Genomic DNA, 17,184 nt, shown 5'->3' with positions numbered 1-17,184 from the left:
ATACTAACATTTTTAGTAGAAGCGTATTTTTTCTAAAGTTTATTAACAAAGGGAGTAATTGGAGTGGCGGAAATTGTCAGTTCCCTACGGCCTGTGATCATTTAGTCAATTTTCGGCAATATTCAACAGAATCAACAGTACAGGAAAGTTGTTGATTTGATTTTATTTATTTTGTAGCTACTTTTAGATAACACATTAAATCATAATCAATGGAAGTAATACATAAAAACGACGAAAAACATGGCAGTTTTGAGGTAGTAGATCAGGAAAAATCAGTCGCGCAAATGACATACACCTGGGCTGGTCCAACAAAGTTTATCATTGATCATACCGAGGTCAGCGAAAACTACACAGGTAAGGGATTAGGCAAGCAAATGTTAATGGCTGCAGTTGCTTTTGCCCGAAAAGAACATCTCAAAATTCTTCCCCTATGTCCTTATGCAAAATCTGTCTTTGACAAAGAGGCGGAATTAGCCGATGTGCTTTTTTAGCCCCAAAAAAACATAAAAAGCAGGTTAATCTATCATTGAAAGAGCCAACCTGCTTTTATTATTAAGACAGACTTTCGTGAAACATACCTGTGGATATAATAGCTTAAAACCGCTCCAATAACTTGAAAATAAGATATGCTCCTAATTTAGCCGTGCGGGCATCGATATCAAAATAAGGGTTTAACTCAGCAATATCCATCGACCTCAAATTGGGCAGTTCGATGATAGCACTATACAAATCGAAAAATAATTCATCAGGAACGATACCATTGAAGGCTAGTGCACTTACACCAGGTGCATAGGGCGCTGCAAATGCGTCCAGGTCAATGGTCAGATATACATAGTCCACCTGACCGGCAAAGTCCCGTACCTGTCTCCGAAGCGCATCCAGTCTGTCCGCGACTACATCCTTTCGTTCAATAATCTGCGTATGCTTGGATTTTGCATAGGCAATAAGACCTCTCGTATTGCTGATTTCCTGTATACCAATGGCCAAATAGTGAAATGATTGCCCCTGGTTACTGAGGTCTCTTTCGATCTGAAAAAATCCAGTTCCTGAATTCCCCTGTCCTGTCGAAGTTTCTCGCATATCCAGATGTGCATCAATGTTAATAATCCCGATCCGGTATTTCCTGTCGTCCAGGAAACGCTTTACCCCAAGATAATGACCATAGGTTACCTCATGTCCCCCGCCCAAAACAACGGGAAATCCCCCGCCTTTAAGAATGGAAGACAGCGCATTTCCAAGAGTAAATTGGGAAGATTCCAAATCATTATCTGTTAGCATAATATCACCAGCATCCTTAAGTTTAAGTTCACATGAAAAATGAGCTGGTAAATTTGCAAGTACATTCCTTATCGCGCTTGGCCCATCCTTCGCACCTACCCGCCCCTGGTTCCTACCTACACCTTCATCACTACAAAATCCCAAAAAAACCAACGATTGACTCAAATTGGAGTCAGCGGACAGATCTATACAGTCCACCAACTGATGCCAACGCATCCAATCTCTTTCTTCGCCATCAACCCGCCCCTTCCATACGGCTTGGTCTCCAGGGACATATAAGTCTTTGTGATTAAATAAAGGATCCATCAGTCTTCATTAAACAAATCATTGATAATATCATCGTCTACGAGTTGCGCACGGGTAACCAACAATGCGCTATTGCTCGCCATTGCATTGTCCAAGGCTTGATTTGCCTCCTTATTACGGGCCCACGCTCGCCTTGCAATACCATTATTTACATCAAAATACAACATTTTCTCCAATTTAACGTCAGCAGCAGCCGAACCGTCAAGCAGCATCCCAAATCCACCGTTGATAACTTCACCCCATCCAACACCGCCACCATTATGGATAGACACCCAAGTTGCACCTCGAAAACTGTCACCTATTACATTATGGATAGCCATATCAGCTGTAAACTGACTGCCGTCGTAGATGTTGCTTGTTTCCCGATAAGGGGAATCCGTCCCACTGACGTCGTGATGGTCACGTCCCAAAACGACCGGGCCCGCCAGGTGTCCTTTTCGGATAGCTTCGTTAAATGCTTTGGCAATCGCGATACGCCCGTTGGAATCTGCATACAGAATACGTGCCTGCGACCCGACAACCAACTTATTTTTACCCGCCTCCTTGATCCATTTGATATTATCCAACATTTGTTGCTGAATCTCCTTTGGAACAATGGCCTGAAGGGATGTCAATACATCCATCGCAAGCTGATCTGTCTTTTCCAGATCATTGGCCTCACCGGAGGTACAGACCCAACGAAATGGCCCAAAACCATAATCAAAGCACATCGGCCCCAAAATATCCTGAACATAAGAAGGATATCGGAACCCATCCCCTTCTGTGTCCAATATAGCAGCACCTGCACGACTACTTTCCAGCAGAAATGCATTGCCATAGTCAAAGAAATATGTCCCTTTAGCGACGTGCTTATTGACCGCATCCACATGGCGAACCAATGTTGCCTGTACAAATTGTTTGAATTTATCAGGATCAGCAGCCATCAGCGCATTGGATTCGGCAAAAGATAATCCCATTGGATAATATCCGCCGGACCAGGGATTGTGGAGCGAAGTCTGATCCGATCCAACAGTTACAAAGATATGCTCACGGTCAAACGCTTCCCAGACTTCCACGATATTACCGATGTATGCAAAGGATATCGTCTGTTTTTGAATCATTGCTGCCCGAACCTGCTTCACCAACTGGGCAATATTTTCAACCAACACATCTACCCACCCCTGCTCATGTCTCTTTTTTGCAGCCGCAGGGTTAATCTCCGCGCATACAGTTATACAGCCTGCTATATTACCTGCTTTAGGTTGGGCTCCACTCATTCCGCCCAGGCCCGAGGTTAAAAATACCTTTCCTTGAATGGTCTCTCCGACAGGCAACTGTCGACGAAAGGCATTCATGACAGTAATCGTGGTCCCGTGAACGATTCCCTGTGGACCAATATACATGTACGAACCAGCTGTCATCTGCCCATACTGCGTGACACCCAGTGCATTATAACGCTCCCAGTCATCAGGTCTGGAGTAATTCGGGATCATCATTCCATTACTGACCACAACGCGGGGAGCATGTTCGGATGATGGAAATAACCCCATAGGATGCCCGCTGTACATGTGCAAGGTCTGTTCATCGGTCATTTGGGACAGATAGTGCATTGTAAGCCGATATTGTGCCCAGTTCTGAAAAACAGCACCATTGCCGCCATAGGTAATCAGTTCATGGGGATGTTGAGCAACTGCAGGGTCCAAATTGTTCTGGATCATTAGCATAATGGCCGCCGCCTGTTTACTTTTTGCAGGATACGCATCTATTGGCCGCGCATACATCGCATAGTCAGGCCTAAAACGATACATATAGATCCTTCCATATTCCTTTAATTCAGTCAAAAACTCTGGCGCCAGTTCAGCATGCCATGATTTCGGAAAGTAACGAAGGGCATTCCTCAAGGCCAGCTTTTCTTCTTTTTTTGAAAGAATGTCCTTGCGCCGAGGCGCATGGCTTACCATAGCGTCACGTTCTATTTTGGGTGGCAGTTGGGAGGGAATGCCCTCTGCAACTACACGACTAAATGTATTGTCCATCATCGTTCAGTTGAAAATACTTCCTTACCATCTTTCCATACGGCCGAAGGCTTCATACTTCCCTGGTAATAAGTAATATTTTGATAATTATCGGTCCGGAATAAAATAAAATCCGCACGCATTCCCTTCACTAGCTTGCCCCGATCGTGTAGATTCAGGGCCTGTGCGGCGCGAAAAGTCAACGCTGATAAAACCTCGGCATTGCTTAGTTTTTCCATTGTAGCCAATATGCAGGCACTAGTCAGCAATTGGCCTATCGGTGCGGACCCCGGGTTCCAGTCGCTCGCAATGGCCAGGCATACGCCGGCATCCAGCAGTTTTCGTGCTGGAGTGAAAGCACAACCAATGCCAATTGATGCGGCAGGCAATGCTACAGCAACAGTATCGGAATGCGCCAAAAGGTTGATTTCAACCGCTGTGGATGCTTCCAAATGATCAGCGGATCGCGCACCCAGTTCCACAGCAACTTGGCTACCGGACGTACTAAACTGATCCGCGTGAACCGTCAGATCAAACCCCATGGCTTTGGCACGTTGCAAATATGGCCTGATCGTTTCCGCATCAAATGCTGTCTTTTCGATAAAAGCATCCACGCGATTGGACAATTGTTGTGCTTTCAATTCCGGAAAGAGGGTTACCTCCATTAGGTCAAGATAATCTTTTGCTGTCCCTTTATAGTCCATAGGCAGCATATGGGCTGCCAGACAGGTGGGTACCAGGTCCGCCGCAGCCACTTGATTTGCTTTTTTTATCGCACGTAATATCTTAAGTTCTTCTTCAACCTGAAGCCCATAACCACTTTTAACTTCAACAGTTGTAACCCCCTGTGCCAATAAAAATGCGGCACGGTCGACAGTAAGCTGTACCAGATCATCCTCCGTGCAGGCCCTTGTATGGGTGACAGTGCTCCAAATCCCGCCACCAGCTTCCGCAATTTCAAGATATGAAGAACCCGCATTGCGAAGGGCGAAATCATTTGCCCGCTGTCCCGCATAACAGATATGAGTATGACAGTCAACAAAACCGGGTAGTGCAACCTGATTACCTTCAAGACGAATAAGAACTGCTTTATCCTGCCATTTTTGGTACAGAAAATCAAAGTCACCTACCTCTTGAACAAGTTCACCTTCGATTAAAATTCCCGCCTGCTCAATAACCTGCAGTTTCGCATCCTTTATGGCGCCCTTCAACGGAATATTGTCCATTGTCAATAATTGCCTGAACGGACCTATCAGTTTTAAATCTTTTTCCATTTTCATGTGAAGCTAAAATGTTTCAAAACGTTCTACCAGCTCCATTGTTATGGCATTCTGTGGATTGCTTTGACGGCGTAAGCTAATCAGCTCGCCTGATTTGACCAATTCCAATGCACTGTCCAACAGAGCTTCCATTGGCTGATCGGATTCAATATGTGGAATAAACTGCCGTATGCGTTCGTGAATTGCTTCCAATGCCGGAGTGGACTGCAGCGGGTGATGATAATCCTTCGCCTGTGCAGCACATAATAATTCGACGCTCAGGATTTTATCCACGTTATCTATGACTTGAAGCAGCTTTCTACCGGAGATAGAGCCCATACTCACATGATCTTCCTGCCCCAGCGATGTCGGTATACTGTCTGCGCTAGCAGGAAAACATAAGCCTTTATTTTCACTTGCAATAGCAGCCGTACTGTACTGAAGAATCATAAAACCAGAATTGAGCCCTGTCGATTTCATCAACAATTTCGGAACCCCATTGGTTTGCCCCTCTAAGGATAAATAAACCCGGCGGTCCGATATATTACCCATTTCAGAAACTGCAAGCGTAGCATAATCCAAAGGTAAAGCAATGGACTGTCCATGGAAACTACCGCCACTGATCGTCAATTCATCGTTTATAATAACGGGATTATCCGTTACTGAATTGATTTCTAATTCGATCGCCTCCTTTAGGTGAAGCCAAGCATTACGTGAAGCGCCATGCACCTGTGGGATACAACGTAAAGAATACGGATCCTGAACGCGCGAACAATCTTTATGACTTTCTAAAATAGCCGAACCGTAAAGTAAAGAATGGATATTTGAAGCCACATAACGGTTCCCCGAATGTGGGCGAAGCTCATGCAGTTCGGAAAAAAAGGGTTTTATCGAGCCATTTAAGCCTTCAATCATCAACGCAGCAATGATATCTGCATTTTGAAGTACCCTATTAAATTCACTTACGGCTTTAACACCGTGCGCAGCCATAAATTGTGTCCCATTGATCAATGCCAGTCCCTCTTTAGCCCCCAATTGAACTGGTGCAAGATTATGTTTCACTAAAATTGCTTCCGTCGCATAAATCTCACCATTGACGCTAACCTTGCCAAGGCCGATCAAAGGAAGAAAAAGATGGGACAACGGGGCCAGATCACCCGAGGCGCCAACTGACCCCTGCTTGGGAACAACAGGAACGACATCCTGTTCAATATGCCAGACAATACGTTCTATGGTACTGTACTGTACCCCGGAGAAACCCTTTGCCAATGCATGAACTTTCAATATCAACATCACCTTAGCCAGATCATTAGCGATAGGTTCACCCATTCCCACAGCATGACTCTTCAGAATATTTTCTTGCAATAACTGCGTTTGATCCGCATCAATTAACGTCGTACAGAGCGGACCAAAACCCGTGTTAATACCATATACAACTTGCCCACGTTCGACAATTTGCTGCACATAAGCGGCACTTCTGTCGATATTTGCTTTCACTTCTGCCGAGATTTCTCCCTTTATATCCCCTTTTGCTATTGCTAAAGCAATGGAGCAAGTCAAATGTCCACTGCCGTATAAAAATTTTTCCATCGTTATAAAGCTTTTATCAAATTTAGCCGCTATATTTAATAATTAGAAATACCATTTTTATCATCAATTGATAACCATGAATTATCAAACAGAACTCAGACACTTTCTTTACTTCAAAGTGTTAGCCGAAGAGCTGCATTTCAGAAAAGCTGCGGAAAGGTTATTTATCGCCCAGCCAGGGCTGAGCCGGCAGATCAAGCAGCTGGAGGAGAACTACCGTGTGACACTATTGGAACGGAACAAACGACATGTATCACTGACCGAAGCAGGCAATTATCTCTTTGAAGAGGTGAAAGAATTGTTTAGGCATTTAGATCAGATTGAAACCCAGCTCCAAAGCTTGGCCAACGGCAGGATTAGTACACTAAAACTGGGCTTCATCGGCTCGGCAGTACAGACAATATTACCACAATTACTGATCAACCTCAAACAAAAACAACCGGATATTGAATTATCCCTACATGAACTTGCCAATGAAACACAATTGGACCTGATTCAAAAGAAGGAACTTGATTTTGGCTTTGTCCGTCTTTCCGATACGCCTATAGGATTACATAGCCTTCCTATTTATACGGAACATTTCAGCTTGGTGTTACCAAAAAACCATCCATTATTAATACAGAAAAAACCAAATCTGTACGCATTAAAGAATGAATCGTTTATTCTATTTTCGAAAAATTACAGTCATTCTTATTACGATCTGGTCATGAGTATTTTCCGGGATCATCAGTTTACCCCGAAAGTTACCTTGCGTACCGTAAACGCGTTAACAATATTTAATATGGTGGCCCAGGGACTTGGCGTCGCTATTGTTCCTGCCTCCTTGAAGAATGGTTATCACGTTGACGTCTGTTTCCTGGAACTGGACAGCTTGCCTCAACGAACGACACTTTCCCTGGTCTGGAATGCCGAAAACCGTAACCCGGGAATACCCTTCGTTTTAGATATTATCGCTTCACAAAGCCCAGAATCCATTATTGCTGAAATTTAGACTTTTTTTATCGTGGAAATATTTGATATATTTACTTGACTATATATTTTAAAAAAACAAATTATGATTTTAGAAGTAGCCGTACTACAAATTATCGAGGGACAACAGTCTAATTTCGAACTTGATTATAAAAATGCCTGCCAGTATATCAGTGCAAGTAAAGGGTATATTACACATTCGCTCCGCAAATGCATTGAAAAGGATAACCAATACATTCTATTGGTTGAATGGGAAACATTAGAAGACCATACTGTCGGCTTCCGAGAGTCTGATTTATTTAAAGAATGGGAAAAACTATTGCATCACTATTATGATCCGTTCCCTACTGTAGAACATTATGAAGTGTTAAAATAGCTTTTTAATCCACCTTTTTCAATAATATCTACTATCTTTGTAGAAATTTTAAATTCAACTTTTAACCCCTGTGAAGCCATGGCTTTACAGTAATGAACAGAATAAGATGTATACAAAAGAAAAAGCAAAAGTAAATAGTTTCACGGTAGACCACACCAAGTTGAAACAAGGGATATATGCCAAGGCTTCCAATACCAATAACAGCAACATTGAAAGCTACACGACATACGATATCCGCATGATCAGACCGAATTCGCCCGAACGTATGTTGTCTCCGGAGGTGATGCACACTTTGGAGCACTGCTTTGCTACGGAAATTAGGACTATCTTAGGTGACGAAGTGATCTATGTTGGACCAATGGGCTGTTGTACGGGATTTTATGTAGTCTTAGCAGGCACAGACAGAAGCCCTCAAGCTGTTGCCGAATTGATGAAAGAAGTACTCGAAACCATTTTGACAGAGGGTTATGAGGTACCTTTTCAAAACCCGATCAGTTGCGGAAACTACACGTTTATGGATTTCGATTCCTCAAAGCAAGCCTGTGTCAATTTCTTACATTTGATCAATGCTGGAGAACTCGCTTTCGAATACCCTTATATTGAAGAAAACTAAATGATCCTTAACAAAGAGATTGAAACAATCATTCTGGTAGCAAATAAAAATGAATTATCTTTTACTACCGACAATACATCGACCATCATCTATGAAATAGGTGTTGGTAAAGTGAACGCACTCTTATCTGTGGCAACGCTATACGAGGAGATCAAGACACTGGGTATCACCCCGGTTCTACTTAATGTCGGCACGGTTGGATGTACGCGGCACCCAATCGGTCACGTACTGTACCCAAGTTACTATGCCCAAGGCGACGCTTATACCGATGGATTCTTTTTGGAAAATACCCTTTTATTAAAGGGCCAAGGTTCAATCGAATCTGTTTCCGGCGCGGAATTTAAATATGAAGACGCCCTATTGACATCAGATCGTTTTATCAATGTAAATACAGCATTCTATCAAGATATCAAACACCTGAATCCTTTGGCTTTTGATATGGAAGCTTACGCACTTGCAAATTTTTGTTTTCTCAAAAATCTCTCTTTTCATAGTGTCAAAATTGTTTCTGACAACTGCGATGGTACCGTAAAAGACTGGGAAAGCATTCTTGGTGAAATTTCCGGTCGATTGGGAAAAATATTGGATGAGTTTGTGAATGAACGACTTCACAAAGAAAAAATAAGCATACCGAGAATTTCATAATAGTAAATACGCAGAAAAGACCTAAAGCGCTGGCTTTAGGTCTTTTTTTTCTTCCATATCCTATTGAAAGATCAAAATAGGTCAAAATCTGCGCTGCATAAATTTCTCATTCCTCATCAACGTAAAAGACTAAAATCTTGATTATTTGAATTATTCTAAACTATTTCCGGTCATGGCTTGTTCATATACCTAGATTAGGTACCAATCGTTATATTTATTATAACTCCTCTACACTGCAAATAAATCGATCTAATACTTTTATGAAGAATAAAAAGAAAATAATAATTTCAAATAGACTGCCGATACAAATAGAACGAAAAAAAGACAAACTCATCATCAAACCAAGTACTGGAGGTTTGGCCACCGGCTTGAATTCAGCCTTTGATTCCAGCGAAATCCTCTGGGTAGGTTGGCCGGGAATAGTTCCCAAGGATGATGCTGAAAAGGAGAAAATCACCGAATTGCTCAAACCGATGAACCTGCTGCCAGTTTTCCTTTCAAAAGAAGAAATCCGAAATTTTTATGAGGGTTACTCCAACGAGGTCCTCTGGCCGATCTGTCACTATCAGCCCAGTTATATACATTTTGATCGGGAATACTGGTCCACCTACGTAGCGGTCAATAAAAAATTTTGCGAAACGGCACTATCCATACCGCAATCTCTAGATTTTATTTGGGTACAGGATTACCAGCTTATGCTGCTCCCGCAACTTTTACGTCAGGAAAATAAGGAACTCAATATTGGCTATTTTCATCATATACCCTTCCCTTCAGAAGAGCTTTTTATGAATATCCCCCAACGGAAGGAACTGATTGAAGGCTTATTGGGGGCTGACCTGGTTGGCTTCCATACATTTGCAGATAGTCAGAACTTTCTGAACTCCTGCAGGAAAATATTAAACGTACCCTGTGGTCACAATCAGCTCAAACACAAAGACCGGCATATATTCATCGAATCTTTTCCAATGGGGATTGACTACGACAAGTTTGTACATGCCAGCTCCCTTCCGGAGGTAAATGCCATCGCTACGCAATTTCGCAGTCATTTTCCCGATCAGAAAATAATCATATCTGTAGATCGCCTGGATTATAGTAAAGGAATATTAGAAAGATTACGGGCTTTCCTCACTTTCCTGGAAAAATATCCGGAATGGCATTCAAAAGTTGTATTGTATATGCTTATTGTTCCTTCAAGAGATAAAGTATCACAGTATAAGAAACTAAAAGATGAAATCAATCGAAAAGTAAGTGAGATAAACTCGATATATGGTAATCTAAGCTGGACTCCGGTACTCTATTTTTATAAATCTCTTCCATTTGAAGAACTTATAGGTCTATATATGGCTTCAGACATCTGTATGGTTACCTCGACGAGGGATGGCATGAATCTCGTGAGTAAGGAATATATTGCCAGTAATACCTATAGTGACGGTGTATTGATCCTCAGCGAATTTGCTGGTGCTTCAAAGGAGTTGGTCGATGCACTCATCGTCAACCCATATAATCGGGCGGAAACTGCTGACAGCATCTATCAGGCCCTTAAAATGTCTCCCGAGGAGATTCACGAGCGCTCAGAAGCCAACCGTCAAATTATACAGAAATTTAATGTACAGCACTGGGTTCGTTTGTTTATTAACCGCTTGGCGGAAACAAAAGCGATACAACGTGATGAATGGGCACGACGAATTTCAGACAAGGTATTTAGCAGCATTGCCGAACGTTACCGAAAAAGCCACAACAGACTGTTTTTTTTAGATTACGACGGTACGCTGGTCAAATTTCAAAATCATGCTCAGAAGGCAAGTCCGACCGTCCTCCTATATAATTTGCTGGATAGTATAATCGCTGATCCGCTTAATACGCTCGTCATCATCAGCGGCCGTGCACAGGAAAGTCTTTCCACTTGGTTCGATGGACGTTCCTATTATCTGGTTGCGGAACATGGAATCTGGTCCAATTTTCCAAATTTCAACTGGGCTTATAAAAAAGGACTAGCTCTCCACTGGATGCCGGAAGTCAAAAAAATCATGGAGAAACTCGCCGACCAGACTCCGGGTGCCTATATAGAAGCCAAACCCTATTCCCTGGCATGGCATTATCGTAAAGTGGAACTTGGACTCGGAGAACTTAAAGCTACAGAATTAAAAGAAATTTTAAATCCAATGTTGAATGACTATGGACTGCAGCTTCTCGATGGAAATGCTGTTATTGAAGTAAAAAATACCGAGGTCAACAAAGGAAAAGCGGCATTAGAAATTGCCGGTCATATCAAAGCTGATTTCCTCTTGGCTATCGGAGACGATATTACCGATGAAGATCTCTTTAAGTATCTGCCGCAATCAACTATCAGTATAAAAGTAGGCAGTAATAAATCCGCAGCAAAATACTATTTAGATCAACAGGAAGATGTACTTCAATTTTTAAATCAACTTATTATAAAACAATGAAGGAAAACACAACAGTAGACAGACATATTTATCAAACCGGTATTATCGGCAATTGTTCCTATATTGCTCATGTAGGCATCGACAGTAACATATCTTGGTTATGCTGGCCGTCCTTCGAAGATAGTTTTATATTTGGCGGTCTATTGGATAAAAATCAGGGGGGGCGTTTTATCATAAAGCCAGAAGAGGATATTGTTGAAACCAAGCAATATTATATCAAAAACTCCAATATACTCTGCACGGAAGTCCATACCGAATCCTTTGCTTATCGCATTACGGATTTTGCGCCGCGATTCGAACAATTTGGACGTTATTTTAAACCTCTGATGTTAATCCGTAAAATAGAACCGGTAAGAGGCGCCCCAAGCGTCAATATCCAATGCCAGCCGACTGGAAACTACGGAAGGAATACCTTAAAATCTACGCGGGGAAGCAACCATATTCTATACAGTAGCACTGAAATTGGCGAACGGATACGCTTGACGACAGATGTGCCCATCTCCCATTTTTTTCAGGATGACAACTGGACAATTATTAATGAAAACAAATATCTTATATTGACCTATGATGCGGCTTTCGAATCTGCCATTTCAGGTACCTGTGAAGATTTCCTTCAAAAAACATTGAGTTACTGGCAACGCTGGATAAAACATTGCAGTATTCCAAATATCTACCAGAAAGAAGTGATCCGTTCGGCCCTGGTGCTCAAATTGCACCAATATGAAGATACGGGTGCAATTATTGCCGCTTCAACCACGAGTCTCCCCGAATTTCCAGGCTCCGGCAGAAATTGGGACTATCGATACTGTTGGGTACGCGACAGCTATTATGTCTTGACAGCATTAACACATATTGGTCAATTTGAAGAAATGGAAAGTTTTGCGAATTATATTGCCGGCATTACACATCATAACCCCGGAAGACTGCAACCCTTATATGGGATACTCGGAAATTCGGAACTCACCGAACAAATTCTTCCCTATTTAGATGGCTATCAAGACAGTGGTCCGGTCCGTATTGGCAATCAAGCGTTTGAACATATCCAAAACGATGTATATGGCCAAGCCATGATTGCCCTACTCCCCTTATTTACAGATCAACGCTTTAAAATCCACGAGAACAAAAATGTATTGGGCTGGGTAAATTTTATTCTGGAAAAAATTGAGGCAACCATAGATGAGAAAGATGCCGGAATATGGGAGTTCCGAAATTTCGCCAATCATCATTGTTATTCCAATCTTTTCCAATGGGTAGGCTGTAAAGCAGCACTACTTATTGCCCGTCAAAACGGCTATCAGGATATGGAACAGCGCGCAACTGTACTGCTCGAAAAAGCGGCCGCATATATCGAGGCTTGTTATGACGAAGAAAGAAAGGTCTACCAAAATGCCTTGGATAGCAAAAATTTAGATGCCAGTACCCTACAATTAATTGTCATGGATTACTTAAATCCTAAATCCACACGCGCACAGCAACATCTTGAGGCGCTGGAGAAAGAACTTAAAGGTGAAAATGGACTCTTTTACCGTTACAAACACCAAGATGATTTCGGTAAACCCAAGTCTACTTTTTTAGTTTGCGCATTTTGGTATGTAGAAGCCCTCGCTTGCGTGGGAAGGGTTGACGAAGCAAAAGAAATTCTGGAAAAATTGCTTACTTATAGTAATCATCTGGGACTGTTTAGCGAAGATGTCACTGAAAATAATGGCAGCCAATGGGGTAATTTTCCTCAGGCCTATAGTCATGTAGGTTTAATGAATGCGGTGTACCGCCTTGCAATTAAATTAGACAAACCAATCTTCTCCTTATAAAAAGGATTGTAAAACAAAAATGCGGTCAATTAGTTATTGACCGCATTTCTTCTCATATGTAAGTTTAAAACTTAAATCAAACGCTTACATTTTATCTAACCAATCTTCCACTTCCTCTTTCGTCTTTCCAGTTTTCTGTTGCAACTTACCTAACAACTCGTCTTCCTTGCCCTCCGCATATAACAAATCATCGTCAGTCAAATCAGCATATTGTTGCTTTACTTTACCTTTTAACTCGTTCCAACGTCCTTTCCATGTTAAATTACTCATAATACTCCTTTTTAGTTCAAAAATGAATTGATATATATTTATATTAAGTTTTCTTTATATTCATTGAAATGATCACAAATTTCATCCATCCCAATACTCCTTCCCATCAAATCAATAAAACGATTCTTATAGAGCGAAAATATATACAAACCTGTCGCAATATTCCCGATAACGAATATACCTTCAAGTTCATTGCTCCTGACAATCTTGTCTTTTAGGTGACACTCTTTTAGCAAAGGAATAGTATACGAAGACCATTTTCCCATTCGATCCTTAAGAACCAATCCGATATCTTTTGTTCTAGTCATTGTTTTTATCCTTTTTGATCTATATGCAAAACAGTAGTCAGTGATCAAATGTTTCAAAGTTTAGATGTTTACTATCAGAACAAGTGTTTTTATGCCGAAGACAGGTATTTATACGTCTATGTATGGTACACATCCAGCAACTTAACAAAAGTTTCCATCCCGCTGGGATGGAAACTTTTGTTAAGGTTGCCAGTTATATTGATTTTATCTTTTTCCCGGCAAATAGATCTGAAAACCCACGCCTACTCCGAGGCCGCTGGCACCACTGCCGGTATTGATACTTGCTTTGCTGTAGTTATACCCGAATGTTGCTTCCAAAGCGACTGTTCGGGTGATAAAATGGGCATACCCAACATTTGCTCCTACCGCCAAAGAAGCACTTTTGCCGATAGAGCTTCCGGAGATACCAATATCACCTTGTCCGAAAAAACGACCTGTAGACGATCCAGCGTTCGGAAAATAATAACGTACAAATGGCGCTATACCATAGGTCCATTCGTTATCCTCATCCTTTTTTGTATGTAATCCAAGGTTTGCCTGGGCACCTATCGCCAGTCCGTCTGATACAAAATAACCAGCACGTGGCTGAAGTGCAGCATTAAATGATTTTCCTTCAAAACTATAGCCAAGACTTCCGATTGAACCACCTACCATCCAGTTGCCCTGACGAATGGGCTCAATACCGACATCTGATGCCATCTGTGGCGTGGTTTCAATCTTCTGTGCATTTGCCTGTAAACAAATGCCGCTTGTAACGAATAAAAGTAGTGCAAATTTTCTCATAGTATCTTTTTTAATAAATTACTTTAATTTAATAACAAGATGCATGATTGAAAAGTTTTGTATTTATTATTAATTTCATTTTTGATACAGAAACAATCTTATCTATATTATAGCAAACCTATTTCACATAAATACAACGATTCGAACCCGGTAATTGTTCTATTCAAAAAGGAAATAGAATATGAGAACAACAATTCAATTTCGTAGTGGTATGCCATTAAAGTTCGAAGATGCTTTCTTGCTTTTGAACGAAATAGACCCTATCGATACTAATCCAGGCACAAATGAAGGCATGCCAGTCCGTAGACCTCCTAGAGTTCCTGACCTAGAAGAGGTGACACCTGACAAATACTATCCGGAAAATGCGGAAGGCCCCGATCCCACAGAGGAAGAACAACGCGACAGAGACGATTTGGATCATATAGATCCGGACCACGAAAAACATCCGGAGAAGCCGGATCATAAAGAGGAGGATATTTATCCCCCCGATTCAGACGAGGAGGAGGACGTCGAGGAAAAAGGCTTATAATCAACAATTAAAATAAACGTTATGACCAAAAATCATGGTAAACAGATCAAGGATGACGCGAAATACGAAGCTTTGCGCCGTGAAGGTTACAGTAAAGAAAAATCTGCCCGAATAGCGAATACACCCGACTCGGGAAAAAAAGGTGGAAAAAGCACAGCGCTGGATGAAAGAAGTAAAACTGAATTACTTGCGGAAGCCAAGAAAATCGGAATAAAAGGCCGTCATAAAATGACTAAGGAGAGCCTGATCAAAGCAATTCGCGCCTAATTAAAAAACTCCCTAAATAACGGGAGTTTTTTAATTAGCAGTTTCGGCTGAATTGCCAACGGCAAACTTAACGATTGATATCCTTTGAACTATCTTTTTGAGCAGAATCCAATAAGGTTGTGTCTTTCTGCATGCTCATCTTCTGTTGCTCACTTAAGTTATACCTTGTTTCATCGGCATTACTAGGAGTTATATTATCTGATTGTTCACTTCCCTCCGTATTATCTCTCGAAGAATTTTTACAGGAAAACAATGTTGTGCTACATAGTAGCCCGATTCCAACAATAACCATTAATTTCTTTACCTCTTTCATATATAATTTATTTTTATGTGCTGATTCTTAATAAAGGAACCCCTTTCATTAAACTTTAGTTCGATAAAATTGAAAAACTGTCCGTGTTGCTCCAAAACCTGAACAATATGAAATGTTAAATAACAGTGACCTATATCCGTAATTTAAACATTTCTTAAGGGAATAAATACCCATTTGAGGAGCTACAAAAGAGCGTAAACTTATTTTATTGCTGTACTATTTTTTTGAATAAACCGTCTTTCCGTGTAGCTGATAAGCCACAATGTATAAAATATCCGGTATACGTATTTTCCGCATTTAGCTGTTTAAACAAGGGTATACACCCCAATTTTGGCAAAAATTAGCACTCTAATTGCACCAATATGTTTGGAAAATCAATCAATTTAAATAAACGATAGATATCATGAACAATTCCAATTTAAACTTGCTAGTCGAAGAAAAAAGAAGTCTATTAAAACATTTCGCAGGAAAATTCACCACCGATCCTGACGAAAAAGAGGATTTGATTCAAGAAACACTTATTCGTGCATTGAAGTCGATCGATGACTTTATTAAGCATCCCAAATTAATGTCGTGGTTGTATGTTATTATGAAGAATGTCTATATTAACCAATATCGTAAAGCCAAAAGAACCAGTGATATCCATGAGACCTATATAGGTTTGGAAGCTTACAAAACGACAGAAGCGAATAAGGGTGAGAATAAATTCGTATCGGATGATATTGAGAAGGCCATGTGCGGTCTTTCCGAAGACAACTATCAGATCTTCCAGTTATTTTTGGAAGGTTACAAATATCACGAAATCGCGTCCTATCTTGGGATGCCGGAAGGAACCATAAAGACGAGAATACATATGACCCGCAAGAAGCTGCAAAAACAGTTAAAAGTATATCGAATTCAATAAAACCAAAAGTTCTTTTGAATGTTAACAAAGTAGAGTTCTTCACATTAATTTGAATTAATTTGACAATACATTAAAAAACAGCTATATGAAATCTAAAAACATAGCCTTCAATCAGCAGCATTTATCGATTTTGCTGATTATTTGTGGCGGTCCTATTGGCAAAGGAAATAACAAAACAATCGTTCAGCCAGATGCGGCCAGCTCGATAAACAAAAAACAAACCAAGAGCAACGTGGAAGAGGAAAAAAAACTTCCTGCTCAGGTAAAACAAAATAAGATCTGCATCAGCTAAAAAGAGACCACTTTATTCAGATAAAGTGGTCTCTTTTTAGCTGAATTCCGATAGATCAACAAATCATGACAAGCAGAGTTCCATTCTCTCTGTTTTGACAGACAATTTTACCTTCAAACGGCATTGCAGAGTGTATCGCTTTTTTAATGGCAACCCGGAAAGTTACCAAAGGGTAAAAATACGCATACTGCTATTTTTTTCAACGGAACGGCTCCGGCATAGGTTCTAAG

Annotated in this window: 19 protein-coding genes; 11 read left to right on the top strand and 8 right to left on the bottom strand. The window is 41.0% G+C overall.

Going from position 1 to position 17,184, the window contains the following annotated elements:
• Positions 1-209 precede the first annotated feature (209 nt).
• A complete protein-coding gene (locus tag D7322_RS13215; RefSeq protein ID WP_121124667.1) occupies positions 210-491 on the top strand; it encodes a GNAT family N-acetyltransferase in 282 nt (93 codons plus the stop codon).
• A 103-nt stretch (positions 492-594) separates the two neighbouring features.
• On the opposite strand, the gene hutG is transcribed toward D7322_RS13215, so the two are convergent.
• The 4 genes from hutG to hutH are packed head-to-tail and all read right to left on the bottom strand — an operon-like array spanning position 595 to position 6,427.
• Entirely contained in the window at positions 595-1,584 is a 990-nt protein-coding gene (hutG, locus tag D7322_RS13210) for a formimidoylglutamase (protein ID WP_121124666.1), read from the bottom strand.
• Entirely contained in the window at positions 1,584-3,602 is a 2,019-nt protein-coding gene (locus tag D7322_RS13205) for a urocanate hydratase (RefSeq protein ID WP_121124665.1), read from the bottom strand. Before D7322_RS13205 ends, hutG begins: the two co-directional genes overlap by 1 nt.
• A complete protein-coding gene (gene hutI / locus D7322_RS13200) occupies positions 3,599-4,852 on the bottom strand; it encodes an imidazolonepropionase (RefSeq protein ID WP_245971338.1) in 1,254 nt (417 codons plus the stop codon). The genes D7322_RS13205 and hutI overlap by 4 nt, the downstream gene beginning before the upstream one ends.
• Before the next feature lie 12 nt (positions 4,853-4,864).
• Positions 4,865-6,427, bottom strand: a complete 1,563-nt coding sequence (gene hutH / locus D7322_RS13195) for a histidine ammonia-lyase (protein WP_121124663.1) — start codon at positions 6,425-6,427, stop codon at positions 4,865-4,867.
• A 76-nt stretch (positions 6,428-6,503) separates the two neighbouring features.
• Between hutH and D7322_RS13190 the strand changes: the two genes are divergently transcribed.
• The 6 genes from D7322_RS13190 to D7322_RS13165 all read left to right on the top strand — a co-directional run bounded on the left by D7322_RS13190 (position 6,504) and on the right by D7322_RS13165 (position 13,288).
• The gene (locus tag D7322_RS13190) at positions 6,504-7,418 is read left to right on the top strand and encodes a LysR family transcriptional regulator (RefSeq protein WP_121124662.1); all 915 of its coding nucleotides are present in this window, start codon (positions 6,504-6,506) and stop codon (positions 7,416-7,418) included.
• 63 nt (positions 7,419-7,481) lie between these two features.
• Positions 7,482-7,772, top strand: coding sequence for an antibiotic biosynthesis monooxygenase family protein (locus D7322_RS13185; protein ID WP_121124661.1), 291 nt, complete (start codon positions 7,482-7,484; stop codon positions 7,770-7,772).
• Between the two features lie 106 nt (positions 7,773-7,878).
• On the top strand, positions 7,879-8,385 hold the full coding sequence (locus tag D7322_RS13180) for an S-ribosylhomocysteine lyase (protein ID WP_121124660.1): 507 nt from the start codon (positions 7,879-7,881) through the stop codon (positions 8,383-8,385).
• The gene (locus D7322_RS13175; protein WP_121124659.1) at positions 8,386-9,030 is read left to right on the top strand and encodes a 5'-methylthioadenosine/S-adenosylhomocysteine nucleosidase family protein; all 645 of its coding nucleotides are present in this window, start codon (positions 8,386-8,388) and stop codon (positions 9,028-9,030) included.
• Positions 9,031-9,290: 260 nt separating this feature from the next.
• Positions 9,291-11,477, top strand: coding sequence for a bifunctional alpha,alpha-trehalose-phosphate synthase (UDP-forming)/trehalose-phosphatase (locus D7322_RS13170; RefSeq protein ID WP_121124658.1), 2,187 nt, complete (start codon positions 9,291-9,293; stop codon positions 11,475-11,477).
• Positions 11,474-13,288, top strand: a complete 1,815-nt coding sequence (locus D7322_RS13165) for a glycoside hydrolase family 15 protein (protein ID WP_121124657.1) — start codon at positions 11,474-11,476, stop codon at positions 13,286-13,288. The genes D7322_RS13170 and D7322_RS13165 overlap by 4 nt, the downstream gene beginning before the upstream one ends.
• An 84-nt stretch (positions 13,289-13,372) precedes the next feature.
• Here the strand turns inward: D7322_RS13165 and D7322_RS13160 are convergent, their stop codons facing one another.
• The 3 genes from D7322_RS13160 to D7322_RS13150 form a co-directional block, all read right to left on the bottom strand.
• Entirely contained in the window at positions 13,373-13,558 is a 186-nt protein-coding gene (locus D7322_RS13160; RefSeq protein WP_104382022.1) for a CsbD family protein, read from the bottom strand.
• 38 nt (positions 13,559-13,596) lie between these two features.
• Positions 13,597-13,866 (bottom strand): hypothetical protein, encoded by a 270-nt coding sequence (locus tag D7322_RS13155; protein ID WP_121124656.1) that lies wholly within the window; start codon positions 13,864-13,866, stop codon positions 13,597-13,599.
• A 204-nt stretch (positions 13,867-14,070) separates the two neighbouring features.
• The gene (locus D7322_RS13150) at positions 14,071-14,649 is read right to left on the bottom strand and encodes a hypothetical protein (protein ID WP_121124655.1); all 579 of its coding nucleotides are present in this window, start codon (positions 14,647-14,649) and stop codon (positions 14,071-14,073) included.
• 181 nt (positions 14,650-14,830) lie between these two features.
• Here D7322_RS13150 and D7322_RS13145 point away from each other — a divergent pair, with 181 nt between their 5' ends.
• Together D7322_RS13145 and D7322_RS13140 are read left to right on the top strand one after the other, a co-directional pair.
• Positions 14,831-15,178: a hypothetical protein gene (locus D7322_RS13145; protein WP_121124654.1), complete on the top strand. Its 348-nt coding sequence runs from the start codon at positions 14,831-14,833 to the stop codon at positions 15,176-15,178.
• 21 nt (positions 15,179-15,199) lie between these two features.
• Positions 15,200-15,445 (top strand): DUF7218 family protein, encoded by a 246-nt coding sequence (locus tag D7322_RS13140; protein WP_108631829.1) that lies wholly within the window; start codon positions 15,200-15,202, stop codon positions 15,443-15,445.
• A 67-nt stretch (positions 15,446-15,512) separates the two neighbouring features.
• On the opposite strand, the gene D7322_RS13135 is transcribed toward D7322_RS13140, so the two are convergent.
• On the bottom strand, positions 15,513-15,758 hold the full coding sequence (locus D7322_RS13135; protein WP_121124653.1) for a hypothetical protein: 246 nt from the start codon (positions 15,756-15,758) through the stop codon (positions 15,513-15,515).
• A 403-nt stretch (positions 15,759-16,161) separates the two neighbouring features.
• On the opposite strand from D7322_RS13135, the gene D7322_RS13130 reads away from it, so the two are divergent.
• Both D7322_RS13130 and D7322_RS13125 read left to right on the top strand, forming a co-directional pair.
• Positions 16,162-16,662, top strand: coding sequence for an RNA polymerase sigma factor (locus D7322_RS13130; protein WP_121124652.1), 501 nt, complete (start codon positions 16,162-16,164; stop codon positions 16,660-16,662).
• A gap of 85 nt (positions 16,663-16,747) precedes the next feature.
• Positions 16,748-16,954, top strand: a complete 207-nt coding sequence (locus D7322_RS13125; protein ID WP_121124651.1) for a hypothetical protein — start codon at positions 16,748-16,750, stop codon at positions 16,952-16,954.
• Positions 16,955-17,184 lie beyond the last annotated feature (230 nt).

The sequence above is a fragment of the Sphingobacterium puteale genome (assembly GCF_003627955.1).
GTDB classification, from domain to species: Bacteria; Bacteroidota; Bacteroidia; order Sphingobacteriales; family Sphingobacteriaceae; genus Sphingobacterium; species Sphingobacterium puteale.
Note: the sequence above shows the minus strand (reverse complement) of the source record. Positions and strands in the feature narration are given on the sequence as shown.